Source organism: Pseudomonas sp. Z2-11 (genome assembly GCF_054161305.1).
In genome coordinates this window covers 1,796,520-1,812,500 of record NZ_CP096395.1, presented here as the reverse complement: position 1 = coordinate 1,812,500, position 15,981 = coordinate 1,796,520, and the positions used below count along the sequence as shown (strand labels likewise).

Here is a 15,981-nt window from a genome sequence, read left to right as displayed (position 1 = left end):
GCCGGTGCGGACAATGGTGTGCAGACCGCTGCGCTCGGCGTCATGATCGCAGCCTTGTTCGTAGCCCCCATCGGCATCGTGCATGCCGGGACCGCTTTGCTGACCCCGAGCCTGATCCCTGTCGCCATTGGCGTCGCCATTCTGTCAACCGCCCTGCCCTATACGTTGGAAATGATCTCACTCACCCGCATACCAGCCCGCACCTTCGGCACACTGATGAGCATCGAGCCTGCGGTCGGCGCGCTATCGGGGCTGCTGTTTCTCCAGGAATATCTATCCCTGGCCCAATGGGCAGCCATAACCTGCATCATCCTCGCGTCGATCGGCGCTACGTTGACCATGGGCGATTCAGCCAAGCCCGCCATTGCCGCAGATTGATAACGTTCTAACGCAGATCTGGCATTTATCGCGCATTTAGGCCATGTTTAGCCCCGTAACCTAATGTCAGACATGGATTTTTCGTACAGGATGTCATGAACGCTTGAAGCGAAAGCGAACGTAGCCGTACGTAGGCATAAGATCCGCGGCGGCATTAAGGACGGGAATGAAACGAATCTTGATACTGATCGCCGTACTAGCGGTTACGGGCTGCGCGGCGACGTCGAAAACCGAAGTCAAACGCGGAAAAAAAGGCCTGCATATCAACTGCTCCGGCCTGTCCTCTTCCTGGGACCAGTGCAGGGCCAGCGCCGCCAACTCATGCGCGCCCAAAGGTTACAAAATCATCGCCAAATCAGGTGACGCCGTTGAGGAGCCCGGGGATTATCCTTTCGGGCTCAATCCAGCCGGATACACCAGCCGCAGCATGATCGTCATCTGCAAATAGGCGGCGCTTCAGCTGGACTGTCGTTCGGCCAGGCGATGGCTGATCTCGTCATGGCTGGACCTGAGAACCTCCTGCTGGAGCTCAGGTGCTGCCAGCATTCGCGCAACAACCAGCGCACCCACGCATTGAGACAGGATCGCCCAAGCCAGGCTATCGCTCTCAAGTATCCGCGCCCAGCTTTCGTGCAGGCGGCAGATCCAGCTTTGCGCGGCCTCACGCACCGACATATCCGAACGCGCAATCTCAGCCCCCAGAACCGGCAAGGCGCAACCAGCCTCGGGTTGCTCCACATGGCTAATGCTCAGGTACTGCTTGAGGCAACGCTCCAGTTTCATCGAGTCCTTGACGCCGTTACCACTCAAGCGCTCCAGGCTCTGGCTCAACTCGCGCTCGACGATCGCCTTGAATAGCTCATCCTTGGATGAGAAATGGCTGTAGAACGCCCCGCCGCTAAGACCGATCGCCTTCATCAGGCCATCTACCCCTACCGTCGAAAATCCTGATTTTTTGGCCGACATGGCACTGCTGGTCAGCAGTTTCTCTCGGGTTTCCATCTTGTGATTGGCTGAATAACGCATGTGCTTGCCTCTGGATGCTCATCTTGACGCTCGGCGAATCTTAGCATAACGTCCGTTTAGCTAACGACCGTTTACCAATGAGGCCAATCATGAATAACAAGAAGGTTGTACTGGTAGTGGGAGCTGGCGATGCTACTGGTGGCGCGATAGCCCGGCGTTTCGCTCGGGAAGGCTTCGTGGCCTGCGTCACTCGCCGCAACGCTGACAAGCTACAAGCTTTGGTCGATGAAATCCGTACCCAGGGCGGTGAAGCCCACGGTTTTGCCTGCGACGCACGCAAGGAAGATGATGTGATCGCACTGATCGAGCAAATCGAGGAGCAGGTTGGCCCGATCGAAGCCTTTGTATTCAACATCGGCGCCAACGTGCCTTGCAGCATTCTCGAAGAGACGGCTCGCAAATATTTCAAGATTTGGGAAATGGCCTGCTTTTCAGGTTTCCTCAATGCTCGAGAAGTAGCCAGGCGCATGGTCAAACGCCAGCGCGGCACGATCCTGTTTACTGGCGCCACGGCAGGCTTGCGCGGGGCATCAGGGTTCGCCGCATTTGCGGGGGCCAAACATGGCATCCGGGCCTTGGCCCAGAGCATGGCGCGAGAATTGGGGCCGATGAATATTCATGTAGCCCATGTTGTGGTGGATGGTGCCATCGACACCGACTTCATCCGCGATAATTTCCCGGAAAAATACGCAACCAGGGCAGAAGACGGCATCCTCGACCCTGAGCACATCGCCGAAAACTATTGGTACCTGCATACCCAGCCGCGGGATGCCTGGACCTTCGAACTGGATCTGCGCCCCTGGAACGAACGCTGGTAAGTCTCCCTCACACAATAAGAGAAGCGTAGCCATGAACAGATCCGTCGAGTTTTTTTTCGACCTGGGCAGCCCGACCACCTACCTGGCCTATACCCAATTGCCCGCGCTCTGCGCCGAAACCCATAGCGAGCTCATCTATCGCCCCATGCTTCTGGGCGGCGTATTCAAGGCAACGGGCAACGCGTCGCCCGTTACCGTGCCGGCCAAGGGGCCTTATCTGTTCCAGGACTTGAACCGTTTCGCCAAGCGCTACGGTGTCGACTTCAAGCTCAACCCGCATTTTCCAATCAACACATTGCTATTGATGCGCGCCGTCACGGGCATGCAACTGCGTCATCCGGATCGTTTCGAGATTTTCACGAGCTGTCTGTTCCGGGCACTCTGGGTGAATGCCCGCAACCTCAACGACCCGGCAACAGTCGCGGCCGTGCTGGACGAAGGGGGTTTCGACCCTGCCTATGTGCTTGCCCTTACAGCCGACGAGCAGGTCAAGGAAACACTAAGGAGCACAACCGAAGAGGCCGTGCGCCGAGGTGTGTTCGGTGCGCCGAGCATGTTTGTCGGCAACGAGATGTTCTTTGGCCAGGATCGCCTGGACTTCGTCCGTGAAGCCCTCGGCTGACCCTATGCTTCAGATTGCCGCTGTCCGTGTGTTCAGCCATTGCAGCGCAGCGCCATCGAGCAGCGGACTCAAGCGACGCTGAACCTCGCCGTGGTAGGCGTTGAGCCAGTCCTTTTCGTGCTGAGTCAGCAACGACGGCTCCAGGCAGCGGGTGTCTATCGGGCACAACGTCAGGGTTTCGAATGCGAGGAATTCGCCGAACTCGCTGCTGCCCGCCTCACGGTTCAACACCAGGTTCTCGATACGAACACCCCAGCGACCCGGGCGATAAGTACCCGGCTCGATGGACGTGATCATGCCCGGCTGCATGGCGGTCTGGGGTGCAGCGGCAGCCTGATAGGCAATGACTTGCGGGCCTTCGTGGACGTTGAGGAAATAGCCGACACCGTGGCCGGTGCCATGACCGTAATCCACCTGTTCAGCCCAGATCGGTGCCCGGGCGATGGCATCCAGCAGAGGCGACAGAATGCCCTTGGGGAATTTGGCCCTGGACAAGGCAATCACGCCTTTGAGCACGCGGGTACAGTCACGCTTCTGCTCCGACGTCGGTGTCCCGACCGGCACCATGCGGGTGATATCGGTCGTACCGCCAAGGTACTGGCCGCCCGAATCGATCAACAGCAAGCCATCTCCCTCAATGACCGCATGCGCCTCTTCGGTGGCGTGATAGTGAGGCATCGCGCCATTGGCATTAAACGCCGCGATGGTATTGAAGCTCAAGGAGACGAACTCCGGCCGGCGCCTGCGCGCTGCGGTCAGGTGCTCATCGATGGTCAGTTCAGTGATGCGCTCATGGCCCCAGGCACTTTCCAGCCAGGCAAAAAATTCGCAGAGCGCCGCTCCGTCCTGCTCCATGGCTCGACGGATGTGCTCGGCATCGGCCGGGCTTTTGCGCGATTTGGCCAGTGTTGTGGGGTTGAGCCCTTCGACGAGTTTCACGCCGCTGTCCAGATTGTCCAGCAAACCGACCGTGACCCGGGCCGGATCGACCTGCAGGCTCGCGCCGCTCGGCACTTCACGCAACGCAGTGGCCACTTCGCTATAGTCACGCAGCGTTACGCCGTCTTGCTCAAGAACAGAACGCAGCGCAGCGTCGACCTTGTTCAAATCCACAAACAGCGTCGCCTGTTGCTGGCTGATCAGGGCAAAGGAGACGAATACCGGATTGAATGACACATCGGCGCCGCGCAGGTTGAACAGCCAGGCGATGTCGTCCAGGGTGGCGATGAAATGCCAATCCGCAGCACGCTCCTTCAGGGCTTCGCGCAACTGGGCGATTTTCTCGACACGACCGATCGTGGCTTGCGGCGGCAAATGCGCGTAGACCGGTTGATCAGGCAAGCTCGGGCGATCGGTCCAGGCTTGTGCGAGCAGATCGATGTCGGTGCGCAACCGTGCGCCACGCTCTTGCAGCTTGCTGCTCAGGGTCCGCGCCGATGCCACCGCCATGACCGCACCATCAACCGCTACCGCACCCCCTTCAGGCGTGTTTTCGGCCAGCCACTCCAACGGCCCGGGCTTTCCGGGGATGAGTTTGACCAACTCGATGCCGCTGCCTTCCAGTTCCCAGGTGGCTTGTTCCCAGTAACGACTGTCCGCCCAGACCCCGGCGAAATCCGCGGTCACGATCAATGTACCGACCGAGCCATGGAACCCGGACAACCATTGGCGCCCTTGCCAGTACCCCGGCAGATACTCCGAAAGATGCGGGTCTGCGGAAGGCACCAACAGCGCATGGATGCCCTCCTGGCTCATCAATTGGCGAATTCGGGCCAGGCGCTGGGGAACCTGTCCCGGGGTCGAAGGCTGGGTACTCATCATCACTCCTGCTAATCAATTTTATTGTTCGATGCCGAATGCGTTCGGCTCAGGGGGTTGCCGCCCAGAAGGCCGGCGCGGCAACACAGGCGGCCTTGATCAATCGCACCGCCTCATCAATATCCTGCTCGCTGGTAAAGCGCCCCAGGCTCAAACGAATGGTCCGCCCGGCCGCGCGTGCATCATGCCCAAGGGCGAGCAACACGTGGGATGGAGTGTTTTGCGCCGAGTTGCAAGCCGAGGTCGCGGAGAATGCCATCGATGCGCCCAGCGTCGCCGGGTTGAAGTCACCTTCGTTGAACGTCAGGCTCACCGTATGGGGAATGCGACAGTTGGCACTGCCATTCATACACACACCGGGCAAAGCCAGCAAAGGTTCAAGCAAACGATTGCGCAGTCGGGCGATGTCGGCGAGTTCTTCCTCAAAGGCCTGCGCCGCCAGCTCGAATGCCGCGCCCATCGCGGCAATCTGATGGGTCGCCAAGGTCCCGGAGCGCAAGCCACCTTCATGACCGCCGCCATGGATCTGGGCCGAAAGCCGCGGGCGCGCGCGATCACCGACGTAAAGTGCGCCGATCCCCTTGGGGCCGTAGATCTTGTGTGCGGAAAACGACATCAGGTCCACCGGCCACCGGGCCAGGTCGATGCTCACTTTTCCCGCACCCTGGGCCGCGTCCATATGAAACAACGCGCCATGCTCTCGAACGATCTCGCCGATAGCGATGGCGTCATTGACGGTGCCCAACTCGTTATTGACCAGCATCAGCGACACCAGGAAAGTGTCTTCGCGGAGCGCCTGGCGAACCGCTTGCGGGTCGATCAGGCCATCAGCGCACGGCGCCAGCCAGGTTACCGCGACGCCACTTTCCTCGAGCTGCCTGACCGTATCGAGAACGGCCTTGTGTTCTATCAGGCTGGTAATGACGTGGCCGCCACGCGCTTCACGCGCCTGGGCCACGCCCTTGAGGGCCAGGTTATTGGATTCGGTGGCGCCGGAAGTCCAGACGATTTGTCCGGCCTGAGCCCCCACCAACCGAGCCACCTGCTGGCGCGCCAGTTCCACCGAGCGCCGGGCCTCCTGGCCGAAGGCATGAGAGCTGGAGGCCGGGTTACCGAAGTTACCGTCGAAACCCAGGCACTGGACCATGACCTGGATCACCCGCTCGTCCACCGGGGTGGTGGCGGCGTAATCAAAATACAAAGGACGCTTATTCATAAGGAAGCTCGCAGAATCTGTTCCAAGACCAGATGCCCTCGTTGGGTTCGAGACATAGCTTTAACTGATCAAGACCTTAAAAGAAGTCGGACTTCATTTAAAAGTGCGTAGGAACGCTCCTGAAACAGCGAGCTTAGCAGGCATCGCGTTGAAGCTCAGCCCTTAACTCACGCTTTCGAGCAACAACGGATACAGCGACGCGACCAACAGCAGCGCCATGCCCCAGTTGAAGACACGCAGCCACCGGCGATCCTGCAACAAGTTGCGCAGCAGGCTGCCGCAGACTACCCACAGGCTGACGCTAGGCAGGTTGATCAACGCAAACACCGCCGCGATCACCACCACATTGAAAAAGTAACCTTGCAGAGGCGTATAGGTGCTGATGGCGCCGATGGCCATGATCCAGGCCTTTGGGTTGACCCATTGGAACGCTGCTGCGCCCCAGTAGCTGATCGGCTTGTTCTCACCCGCGCCGCCGTCCGAGACAGGACCGGAGTGGGCGATTTTCCAGGCCAGGTATATCAAATATGCCGCACCGACGTAGCGCAGCACGGTGTAGAGCAGCGGATATGTCTGGAACACCGCGCCCAGCCCAAGGCCCACCGCCAGGACCAGGGAAAAGAAGCCGCAAGTGATGCCGAGCATGTGCGGGATGGTCCGGTTGAAGCCGAAATTCACACCCGATGCCAGCAACATGGTGTTGTTGGGGCCGGGCGTTATCGAGGTCACCAGGGCAAACAGGGCGAAGCCCAGCAGCAGGTCAAGCGAGAGGGTCATGGCAGGTCAATCCGTCGGGGCAGTCAGGAGTTGACCCTACCCCACGTCCCGGCGCAAACCCATGGACAGTTAGGCAAAACTTCTGGCGGTACAGTCTCAGCTCGACCGGCCCGGTGCCTGGACTGTCTGCTCGGCGCTCATCTCGCCGCGCTCGTCGAAGCCGACGTTTTTCTGCGAAGGACCGAGCAACTCGGCTTTCTTCGCATGGTATTCATCAAACGAAAGCCCCCGCCGATTCAAGGCTTCGAGGGCCAGCTCACGGGATTCCTCGGCGGTGTAAGGACGCAGCTCCGGGGACGACGAAGCGCAACCGCTCAATACGGTGACAGTCAACAGCAACAAGACAGCAAGGATACGATTCATGGCGGGGTGTCCGATGTTCAGTTGGGCGATGAACAAAGGCTACCCGCCGGCACTTGGCGGCAGAAATCAACGCTTTTGATAATGGGTATCGCCCTCTCGGATCTCCCGTTGCGCTTGGTTGACCAACGGGCAATGCAACGCATCGTCCAGGCTGCGCTCGATGTTGCGCAGCACCTGGAACGAGCCAAACGTCACCGCTTTGGCCCGATGCGCCTGGATGAACTGCCAGAAACTTTCCTCACCATTCTCAACGCTGCGGAACGCCGCTTCACCCGCCTCGCGGGTTTGCCATTGCAGGTAATTAAGCACCCGACGTCCGTCCTCGCTGACCTGGATACTGGCATTGAGGAAACCCGAATGATCACGAGCCAGGCGCTCGGTCTGCGCTGACAGGGCGTTGACCAGCGTCTGCTGCCACTGAGGCTCGATGTCGAACTCGATCAACTGCGTGAAGCTGCGATGACCACTTGGCGATTGCATGAAAAGTCCCCCGTTCAGGTAAGGCGGATCTTGCGATCCAAAGGCCTGCAGGGTAAAACCTCCAGTTAAGTCAAGGTCAAGCGGTGATTCAGGTGACGACGTCGATCAACATTCACAAGGAACTGACCGTCGGCCAGGTGGCCGCCCGCAGCGGCGTGGCGGTCACCGCGCTGCACTTCTATGAAACCAAGGGCCTGATCAAAAGCACGCGCAACCCGGGCAACCAACGTCGTTACCCCCGGGCCGTCCTGCGGCGCGTGGCGCTGATCAAAGTCGCCCAGCGCCTGGGCATACCCCTGGCGGAAATTGGCGAGGCGCTGAAAAACCTGCCGGACAACCGTGCGCCCACGGCGGCCGACTGGAAGACCCTGTCAGCGCAGTGGAGCCGGAATCTGGATGACCGGATCAACCAGCTGATCGCATTGCGAGACCGGCTCGACGGTTGTATCGGCTGCGGTTGCCTGTCGATGGAACATTGTCCGCTGCGCAACCAGGGTGATGTGCTCGGCAAGCGTGGGCCAGGGGCGCATTTGCTGGAACCCTGAGACGTTCGTCGGCCAATGAGTCCCGCCGTGGTTGCGTGGAAGATGCTTGGGGCCGCTACGCGACCCAGCGGGAGCGAGCTCCCTCGCCACCAGAAGACCGAGCGCCTGTTCGAGAACGCGAAACATTTTCTTTCATCTTCCCTTTCAGGATTCCGGCTGCTCGTTCGTCTTAATTAGATGCAGCAGGCCGCGTCGGCAAAAGCCACGGCCGGCTTTTCCAGGTTTCATGGTGTTGCGAAGCCCGCGACACGGAACCTTTCATCGAATCAAGACGCTCAATCATGTCGAAGAAGTCCCGCTCCAAACTCTGGTTCCTGGTTCACAGCTGGCTGGCGTTGCCCATCTGGTTTTTCGTTCTGATCGTTTGCGTCACCGGTACCCTGGCGGTGGTCAGCCAGGAGATCGTCTGGCTGGTCAATCCGGAAATGCGCGCCAGCAAGCCCGCCGATGATGCGCCGTTGCTCAGCTACGACCAGGTCGTTGCCGCCATCAAGCAAGCCCAGCCCCTGACTCAGGTGCAAAACATTGTGCGTCCGGACGAGTCGCACTTCGCCCTGGAGGTCAAGGTCACCTACCCCGACGGTCGCCCCGACACTGTGTACGTCAACCCCTACAGCGGCGTCATCCAGGGCTCGGCACCGGCATTCAACTTCAGGGGGTTCACCCGTGCATTGCATGGCTGGTGGCTGGTGCCGTTCACCAACGGCTACAGTTGGGGCTGGTACCTGGTGTCCTTCCTCGGCCTGCCGATGCTCGCGTCGTTGGTGACCGGGCTGGTTGTCTATAAACGTTTCTGGAAAGGTTTTTTCAGCCCGACCCTGCGTATTCGCCACGGGGCCCGCATTTTCTGGGGCGATTTCCATCGGCTCAGCGGCATCTGGTCGATCTGGTTCATTGCCGTCATTTCCATCACCGGCACCTGGTTCCTGATCGAGGCCACGCTGGCCGATAACGGCATTTCCATCTCCAGTGCTCCGGTCGTCCCCGTGGTGGCCCGGGAAAACGTTCCGCTGTCAACGGGTGGTACGCCTCCGCCGCAACTGAACCTGGACCGCGCCATTGAAATTGCCCAGCAGCGGATCCCGGGCCTGGAAGCGAGTTTCGTCAGCCTGCCCGGCAATGCCTACAGCCATCTGGAAGTCGGCGGACGCGGCTGGTATCCGCTGATGTTCCAGACGGCGACCATCAATCCCTACAACGGTGATGTAGACGCTTCCCGGCTGTTGTCGGACCGCACGGCGCTGGAGTTCGTGACCGAATCCATGCGCCCGCTGCACACCGGGGATTTCGGTGGCCTCTGGATCAAGCTCATCTGGTGTTTCTTCGGCCTGGTGCTGAGCATGATGGTCCTCAGCGGTCTGCTGATCTGGACCAAACGTACGGCGCTGGCGACCGCCAACGCCCTCAAGCGCAATCAGAAACCTGTGCGGCCAGCCCAAAACACGCCGCAACTGCAGCCTTCGCTGCACCGTGACTCACCGGAGGGCAGCCTGTGAACCCGTCCACTACGACAACATCACCGTCACGCCTGGGCCAGTTCTGGCATAAATGGCGCTTCCATATCAACGTGCTGTTGCTGCTGATTCCCCTGGGTTTCATGCCCAAGTACCTGTCGGAGGCCGCGTTGTTCCGAGGCGACGGCGGGCTTGGCGAGCGGGAAGTCGGCGAAGTCCAAGTGGGGCCCTGGAGCTTGCGCCTGGCGGAGTTTCGCAACGAAGCGCCACGTACCCAGGGCCCCGCCGGGCCGATGAAACACTTCAACGCCGCCCTTTGCCAGCGCTGCATCAGCGAGGTTAAAGCCACCTATCTGCGCATCGGCAAGCCCCGCAGCCTGCGGGCCGCCGGGGTGATTTTCTTCGGCTCGCCCTATCGCATGGGCGCCTTGTTGCCGGTGCCGAAAAAGACCCAGCCAGACGCCGAACTGTGGATCACCCTCGAAGGCTGGGACGGCTCGATGCACCAAGCTTCCATCCCCCTGAGCCAGGCCTCCCCGGCCACCGTCGCCTGGTTGCAATCCCAAGGAGCCCGACCATGAACCTCCGCGCCTCTTTCAACAGCCTGGCGCTGGTGCTCTGCGCAGGCTTGAGCACCAGCGCCCTGGCCCACAATCCGATGTGCGAATGCAAGGCTATCGACGCTGAACAGATCCAGTGTACTGGCGGTTTTTCCGATGGCAGCGGCGCCCCCGGAGTGACGCTGGACGTGATCGGCTACGACGAAACCATCCTGGTCCCCGGCAAGCTCGGCGCCGACTCGACGTTGACCTTCAAGAAACCCAACGCCGAGTTCTACGTACTTTTTGACGCCGGCCCCGGCCACGTCGTGGAAATCGACCAAGCCGACATCGAGGCCCCATGAGCGCACCCACCACCCAGGTCATCCGCCCCGCCGGTGCCGGCCACGAAACCCTGTATGTATTGTTGCTGTGCCTGATTATCCTGCTGGGCGCCGGTTCGGTCGTGGCCTGGCATGGGGAAACCCGGGATGTTGCCCACCTGGACGCCCATCAGCTGGACGCACGTCGCGACCTCAGCGCAGCCGAGCAAGGCATTTATGCCGACCTGCGGGTGACATTGGATGAGATCCGAATCCTGCGCGAGAGCGAGCAGGCCCTCCCCGGCCCGCAAGCCCTGGCCGATGAAGGCTTCGCCCCGTTCGCCCAGGACGCCAGTTCCGTCAGCCGCGGCGGCCATGCCTGGCAATTGCTGGAGGCGCGAGCCTACTTCGGCGCGAGCGCCAATCCGTCCGTCGCAGGCTCCTTTCTGATGCGCATCAGCGAAGTGCCGGACGCGTCCCCGGACATCTGGCTCAACCGCGGCAACCCTCCAACCACCCCTGCCACGTTGGACGACGCCGCTTTGTCCGCCGCCGGCTGGCAACAGATCGTCGCGCAATTCGACGCTGGCGTAACCCGCCAGCATCGGCATTGACCCCACGCCTTCATTCCAGAGAAGACCGCTTGCCCATGTCTATTGCACCTTCACGCCGCCCCTTGCTGCGCCTGCTGCTGATTGGCCTGCTCGCCTGCCTGTTCACTCCAATGGCCAGCGCCGAAACGGCCAAGCGCCTGCGCATCGGCATCACCCTGCACCCTTATTACAGCTACGTGGCCAACATCGTCGGCGACAAGGCCGAGGTGGTGCCGTTGATCCCGGCCGGCTTCAACCCTCACGCCTATGAACCCCGCGCCGAGGACATCAAGCGCATCGGCGGGCTCGATGTGATCGTGCTCAACGGCGTGGGTCACGACGATTTCGCCGACCGCATGATCGCCGCCAGCGAAACCCCGGACGTGAAGGTGATCGAGGCCAACGAGAACGTCCCCTTGCTTGCCGCCACCGGAACCGCGGCGCGGGGCGCGGGTAAAGTCGTCAATCCGCATACGTTCCTGTCCATCAGCGCCTCCATTGCCCAGGTCAACAACATCGCCCGGGAACTGGGCAAGCTCGACCCGGACAACGCCAAGACCTACACGCAGAACGCCCGGGCCTACGGCAAGCGCCTGCGGCAGATGCGTGCCGCCGCCCTGGCCAAGCTGACCCAGGCGCCGAACGCCGAGCTGCGGGTCGCCACGGTACACGCCGCCTACGATTACCTGCTGCGCGAATTCGGCCTGGAAGTGACTGCCGTGGTCGAACCGGCCCATGGCATCGAGCCAAGCCCCAGCCAGTTGAAAAAGACCATCGACCAGCTGCGTGAGCTGGACGTGAAGGTGATCTTCTCGGAGATGGATTTTCCATCCACCTACGTCGACACCATCCAGCGTGAATCGGGAGTGAAGCTGTACCCGCTGTCGCACATTTCCTACGGCGACTACAGCGCCGAGAAATACGAAAAGGAAATGACCGGCAACCTCGACACCGTGGTCCGGGCGATCCAGGAGTCCGGCGCATGACGGCCCAGGAACCCCTCATCCAGCAACATGTCGGCCCGATGATCGAGTTCGCCGACATCAGCCTGAACCTTGGGCGCACCGCGATTCTCGACAATGTGGCTTTTCAGGTACAAGCCGGCAGCATCCATGCATTGGTCGGCCCTAACGGCGGCGGCAAGAGTTCATTGATCAAGACCCTGCTTGGACAGATGCCGCACCAGGGGCGCTTGAGCCTGCAATGGCCGGGCGAACCCGGCGTCATCGGCTACGTGCCCCAGGCGCTGGAATTCGACCGGGGCCTTCCCATGACGGTGGACGACTTCATGGCGGCAATGTGTCAGCGGCGCCCGGCCTTCCTCGGTTTGAGCAAGCATTATGCTGGCGCCATCGGTCAGGCCCTCGAACGGGTCGGCCTGCAGGACAAGCGCAAGCGACGCATGGGCGCGCTGTCCGGTGGCGAGCGTCAGCGGGTATTGCTGGCCCAGGGATTGATCCCGCCGCCGCAACTGCTGGTACTGGATGAACCCATGTCGGCCCTGGACGAGGCCGGCATCCAGGTATTTGAACGCTTGCTGCAGGACTGGCGCCAGGCCGGCATTACCGTGCTCTGGATCGAGCACGACCTGGAAGCCGTCGGACGCCTGGCCGATCATGTCACCGGGCTGAATCGACGGGTGTTGTTCGACGGCCCGCCGCGCCAGACCCTGACCCCGGAACGGCTGCTGACGCTGTTTTCGACCCATCCACGTGCCAACGGGAGCGCCGCCTGATGAGTTATGAAGCCTTCCGCCTGATGGTCCAGGGTTGGGCCTCCTCCGGTTACCTGCCGGAGGCGCTGGCCTATGGTTTTGTGGTCAACGCCTTGCTGGCCGGGGTGTTGATCGGCCCGGTGCTGGGCGGCCTCGGCACGCTGGTGGTGGTCAAGCGCTTTGCGTTTTTCTCCGAAGCGGTGGGCCATGCGGCGCTGACCGGCGTGGCCGTCGGCATCCTGCTCGGCGAACCCTACACCGGGCCCTACGGCAGCCTGTTCGGCTACTGCCTGCTGTTCGGCATCCTGCTCAATTACCTGCGCAACCGCACCGGCCTGGCCCCGGACACGTTGATCGGCGTCTTCCTCTCGGTGTCCCTGGCCCTGGGCGCGAGCCTGCTGCTGATCCTGGCGGGCAAGATCAATGTGCACATCCTGGAAAACGTACTGTTCGGCTCAGTGCTGACGGTCAACGGCAACGATCTCGCGGTGCTGGCGGTGGTCGGTTCGCTGGTGATGGCGCTGGCGCTGCCGCTGTACAACCGGATCATGCTCGCCAGCTTCAACCCGCAGCTGGCGGCGGTACGCGGGGTGGCGGTCAAGACGCTGGACTATCTGTTCGTGGTCCTGGTGACGCTGATCACCGTGGCGGCGGTGAAAGTCATCGGCGCGATCCTGGTCGGTGCGTTGCTGGTGATTCCGGCCGCGGCCGCGCGTTTGCTCAGCCAATCGTTGAAAGGCTTTTTCTGGTGTTCGGTGCTGATCGCGACCGTCAGCACTTTATGCGGGATCCTGGCGCCGATCGTTTTCGACCTGCCGATCCCGTCCGGTGCCGCAATCATTCTGGTGGCCGGCATCGCCTTCGCCCTGAGCGCCATCGCCCGTGGCGTCGTCCCCCATCTGAAAGGGAATCTTGGATAAATGGTTTTTTCATTACGACAATTGGTCTGGGCTCTAGCCCTCGGCGGCGCAGTGATTACCTCGCCGATGGCCGCCGAAAAGATCCAACTACTGGCCTCGCTGCCCGTCACCTACGGATTGGGCGAGGCCTTGCTCAAGGGCACCGACGTCAGCCTGGCCCGGGCCGCTCCGGACAATCTTCCCGGCACCCGGCAAAGCGCCTATTTCAGTGGCCGTGGCGCCCCGGCCCTGAGCAAGCTGGCCGGCGAGGCCGACGCGGTGATCGGGCTGCGTTCGCTCTGGCCGGACGATCCGCTGTACCCCATGGCCCGACGCAGCAATATCCGTATCGTTGAAATCGACGCTGCTCGTCCGGTGGACGGCGCCCTGCCCGGCATCGCCATACAGCCGGGCATGACCGACGGCCTGGCGAGCCAGCCGTGGATGGCCAGCCACAATCTGGGGCGGATGGCCGACGTGATCGCTGCTGATCTGGTGCGCCTCGTCCCGGCGGACAAACCGAAAATCGATGCCAACCTGGCGGCACTCAAGCAGCGCCTGCTCAAGCTCAGCGCCGACAGTGAAAAGCGCCTCGCCAGCGCCGACAACCTGAGCGTGGTCAGCCTGAGCGAGCACTTCGGTTACTTGATCAGTGGCTTGAACCTGGATGGCATCAACACCGATGCCCGCCCCGACGCCGAATGGACAGCCGAAGCCCTGAAGCAGCTGACAGCCACGCTCAAGGAGAACGATGTCGCGCTGGTGCTGCATCACCGACAGCCGCCGGAAGCTGTGAAAGCGGCCATCGCCGAAGGCGGTAGCCAACTGCTGGTGCTGAGCACCGACGGCGCCGATCCGGTGGCGGAACTGGAAAACAACGTGGAGCTGGTCGTCACCGCACTGACGAAAGGCTGACAGCCATTCCCTATGGGAGCGAGCCTGCTCGCGAAGGCGTCGACACATCCAACATAGATGCCAACTGACACACTGCTTTCGCGAGCAGGCTCGCTCCCACATTTGATTGAGGGCGGACCTGGATTCCGGGCCCGCTGGGCATCCCTTGTGGGAGCGAGCCTGCTCGCGAAGGCGCTGGCACATCCACCATCAATGCCAGCTGACACACCGCTTTCGCGAGCAGGCTCGCTCCCACAGGTTTTGTGTTATTTCTGAAGTGTCGAGTTAGAAAACATCCCCGGGCACCCGCACAAACCCTTCCATCAACACCCGCGCGCTGCGGCTCATGATGGCTTTTTTCACGGTCCATTCGCCATTGACTACGCTCGCCTCGGCGCCGACGCGCAAGGTGCCGGACGGGTGGCCGAAGCGCACCGCGTTGCGTTCGACGCCACCGGCCGCGAGGTTGACCAGGGTGCCGGAAATCGCCGCGGCGGTGCCGATGGCGACAGCGGCGGTGCCCATCATGGCGTGGTGCAGCTTGCCCATGGACAACGCCCGAACCAATAAGTCGACGTCACCTGCCGCCACGGCTTTACCGCTGGATGAAAGGTAATCCGCCGGCGGCGCGACAAACGCCACTTTCGGCGTGTGCTGGCGCTGGGCAGCTTCGTCCAGGTGCTTGATCAGGCCCATGCGCAACGCGCCATGGGCACGAATCGTTTCAAACATCGCCAGCGCCTTGGGATCGCCGTTGATGGCGCCCTGCAATTCGGTGCCGGTGTAACCGACATCCCGGGCGTTGATGAATATCGTCGGAATGCCTGCGTTGATCAGTGTCGCCTTGAGCGTACCGACACCGGGCACTTCCAGGTCGTCCACCAGGTTGCCGGTAGGAAACATCGAACCACCGCCGCCCTCTTCCTCGGCCGCCGGGTCCATGAACTCCAGCTGCACTTCAGCGGCCGGAAAGGTCACGCCGTCGAGTTCGAAGTCACCGGTTTCCTGCACCGCGCCGTCGGTGATCGGTATATGGGCGATGATCGTCTTGCCGATGTTCGCCTGCCAGATCCGCACCACGGCCATACCATCCTGCGGGATACGGCTGGCATCCACCAGACCGCTACCGATGGCAAACGCCCCCACCGCCGCCGACAGGTTGCCGCAGTTGCCGCTCCAATCCACGAACGGCTTGTCGATGGACACCTGGCCGAACAGGTAATCGACGTCGTGATCGGCCCGGGTGCTCTTGGACAGGATCACGGTCTTGCTGGTGCTGGACGTCGCACCGCCCATGCCATCGATCTGCTTTTCGTACGGATCGGGGCTACCGATCACCCGCAGCAGCAGCGCATCCCGGGCCGGGCCGGGAACGCGCGCCGCTTCGGGCAGGTCTTGCAGGCTGAAGAACACGCCTTTGCTGGTGCCGCCACGCATATAGGTCGCGGGGATCTTGATTTGAGGCGAGTGAGCCATGTGCTCCAACTCCTGAAAAAAAGGGTGGCCAGAAAACCGGCCACCC

General features: G+C 61.6%; 20 protein-coding genes (1 of these 20 cut by a window edge). 13 read left to right on the top strand and 7 right to left on the bottom strand.

Annotated features, from left to right (window positions below; all coding sequences use genetic code 11):
- Together rhtA and M1E16_RS08255 are read left to right on the top strand one after the other, a co-directional pair.
- A protein-coding gene (rhtA, locus tag M1E16_RS08260; protein WP_434625037.1) for a threonine/homoserine exporter RhtA crosses the window boundary here: on the top strand, positions 1-378 show its final stretch. 510 nt of this gene lie to the left of the window's left edge; the window shows 378 of its 888 coding nt (coding positions 511-888); the start codon falls outside the window, past its left edge; its stop codon occupies positions 376-378.
- A gap of 166 nt (positions 379-544) precedes the next feature.
- Complete coding sequence (locus tag M1E16_RS08255; protein ID WP_434569278.1) at positions 545-826, top strand: hypothetical protein; 282 nt, start codon at positions 545-547, stop codon at positions 824-826.
- Between the two features lie 8 nt (positions 827-834).
- Here M1E16_RS08255 and M1E16_RS08250 read toward each other — a convergent pair whose 3' ends face one another.
- Entirely contained in the window at positions 835-1,404 is a 570-nt protein-coding gene (locus M1E16_RS08250; protein WP_458129616.1) for a TetR/AcrR family transcriptional regulator, read from the bottom strand.
- 89 nt (positions 1,405-1,493) lie between these two features.
- Between M1E16_RS08250 and M1E16_RS08245 the strand changes: the two genes are divergently transcribed.
- Positions 1,494-2,222, top strand: coding sequence for an SDR family oxidoreductase (locus tag M1E16_RS08245; protein ID WP_458129615.1), 729 nt, complete (start codon positions 1,494-1,496; stop codon positions 2,220-2,222).
- Positions 2,223-2,253: 31 nt separating this feature from the next.
- Complete coding sequence (locus M1E16_RS08240; RefSeq protein ID WP_458129614.1) at positions 2,254-2,844, top strand: DsbA family protein; 591 nt, start codon at positions 2,254-2,256, stop codon at positions 2,842-2,844.
- Between the two features lie 9 nt (positions 2,845-2,853).
- Here the strand turns inward: M1E16_RS08240 and M1E16_RS08235 are convergent, their stop codons facing one another.
- The 5 genes from M1E16_RS08235 to M1E16_RS08215 form a co-directional block, all read right to left on the bottom strand.
- Complete coding sequence (locus M1E16_RS08235) at positions 2,854-4,662, bottom strand: aminopeptidase P family protein (protein ID WP_458129613.1); 1,809 nt, start codon at positions 4,660-4,662, stop codon at positions 2,854-2,856.
- A 49-nt stretch (positions 4,663-4,711) separates the two neighbouring features.
- Entirely contained in the window at positions 4,712-5,878 is a 1,167-nt protein-coding gene (locus M1E16_RS08230; RefSeq protein WP_458129612.1) for an aminotransferase class V-fold PLP-dependent enzyme, read from the bottom strand.
- Positions 5,879-6,040: 162 nt separating this feature from the next.
- A complete protein-coding gene (locus M1E16_RS08225) occupies positions 6,041-6,655 on the bottom strand; it encodes a LysE family translocator (RefSeq protein WP_434569284.1) in 615 nt (204 codons plus the stop codon).
- A 96-nt stretch (positions 6,656-6,751) separates the two neighbouring features.
- Positions 6,752-7,018 (bottom strand): hypothetical protein, encoded by a 267-nt coding sequence (locus M1E16_RS08220; RefSeq protein WP_434603355.1) that lies wholly within the window; start codon positions 7,016-7,018, stop codon positions 6,752-6,754.
- Between the two features lie 66 nt (positions 7,019-7,084).
- Positions 7,085-7,498: an antibiotic biosynthesis monooxygenase gene (locus M1E16_RS08215; protein ID WP_434625051.1), complete on the bottom strand. Its 414-nt coding sequence runs from the start codon at positions 7,496-7,498 to the stop codon at positions 7,085-7,087.
- Between the two features lie 92 nt (positions 7,499-7,590).
- Between M1E16_RS08215 and soxR the strand changes: the two genes are divergently transcribed.
- From soxR to M1E16_RS08170, 9 genes are all read left to right on the top strand, one after another.
- Positions 7,591-8,043 (top strand): redox-sensitive transcriptional activator SoxR, encoded by a 453-nt coding sequence (soxR, locus tag M1E16_RS08210; RefSeq protein WP_458130294.1) that lies wholly within the window; start codon positions 7,591-7,593, stop codon positions 8,041-8,043.
- 281 nt (positions 8,044-8,324) lie between these two features.
- The gene (locus M1E16_RS08205) at positions 8,325-9,539 is read left to right on the top strand and encodes a PepSY-associated TM helix domain-containing protein (protein ID WP_458129611.1); all 1,215 of its coding nucleotides are present in this window, start codon (positions 8,325-8,327) and stop codon (positions 9,537-9,539) included.
- Positions 9,536-10,078, top strand: coding sequence for a thiamine pyrophosphate-binding protein (locus tag M1E16_RS08200; protein WP_305495975.1), 543 nt, complete (start codon positions 9,536-9,538; stop codon positions 10,076-10,078). Before M1E16_RS08205 ends, M1E16_RS08200 begins: the two co-directional genes overlap by 4 nt.
- Positions 10,075-10,401 carry a hypothetical protein gene (locus M1E16_RS08195; protein WP_458129610.1) on the top strand — a complete coding sequence of 109 codons (327 nt, stop codon included), beginning with the start codon at positions 10,075-10,077 and terminating at the stop codon, positions 10,399-10,401. The genes M1E16_RS08200 and M1E16_RS08195 overlap by 4 nt, the downstream gene beginning before the upstream one ends.
- Entirely contained in the window at positions 10,398-10,973 is a 576-nt protein-coding gene (locus M1E16_RS08190; RefSeq protein ID WP_458129609.1) for a DUF6162 family protein, read from the top strand. The genes M1E16_RS08195 and M1E16_RS08190 overlap by 4 nt, the downstream gene beginning before the upstream one ends.
- Positions 10,974-11,008: 35 nt before the next feature.
- Positions 11,009-11,938, top strand: a complete 930-nt coding sequence (locus M1E16_RS08185; RefSeq protein ID WP_434569292.1) for a metal ABC transporter substrate-binding protein — start codon at positions 11,009-11,011, stop codon at positions 11,936-11,938.
- Positions 11,935-12,687: a metal ABC transporter ATP-binding protein gene (locus M1E16_RS08180; protein ID WP_434699924.1), complete on the top strand. Its 753-nt coding sequence runs from the start codon at positions 11,935-11,937 to the stop codon at positions 12,685-12,687. The genes M1E16_RS08185 and M1E16_RS08180 overlap by 4 nt, the downstream gene beginning before the upstream one ends.
- Entirely contained in the window at positions 12,687-13,586 is a 900-nt protein-coding gene (locus M1E16_RS08175) for a metal ABC transporter permease (RefSeq protein ID WP_458129608.1), read from the top strand. The genes M1E16_RS08180 and M1E16_RS08175 overlap by 1 nt, the downstream gene beginning before the upstream one ends.
- Positions 13,587-14,480, top strand: coding sequence for a metal ABC transporter solute-binding protein, Zn/Mn family (locus M1E16_RS08170; RefSeq protein WP_458129607.1), 894 nt, complete (start codon positions 13,587-13,589; stop codon positions 14,478-14,480).
- A gap of 264 nt (positions 14,481-14,744) precedes the next feature.
- On the opposite strand, the gene prpF is transcribed toward M1E16_RS08170, so the two are convergent.
- Positions 14,745-15,935: a 2-methylaconitate cis-trans isomerase PrpF gene (gene prpF, locus M1E16_RS08165; RefSeq protein WP_458129606.1), complete on the bottom strand. Its 1,191-nt coding sequence runs from the start codon at positions 15,933-15,935 to the stop codon at positions 14,745-14,747.
- Positions 15,936-15,981 lie beyond the last annotated feature (46 nt).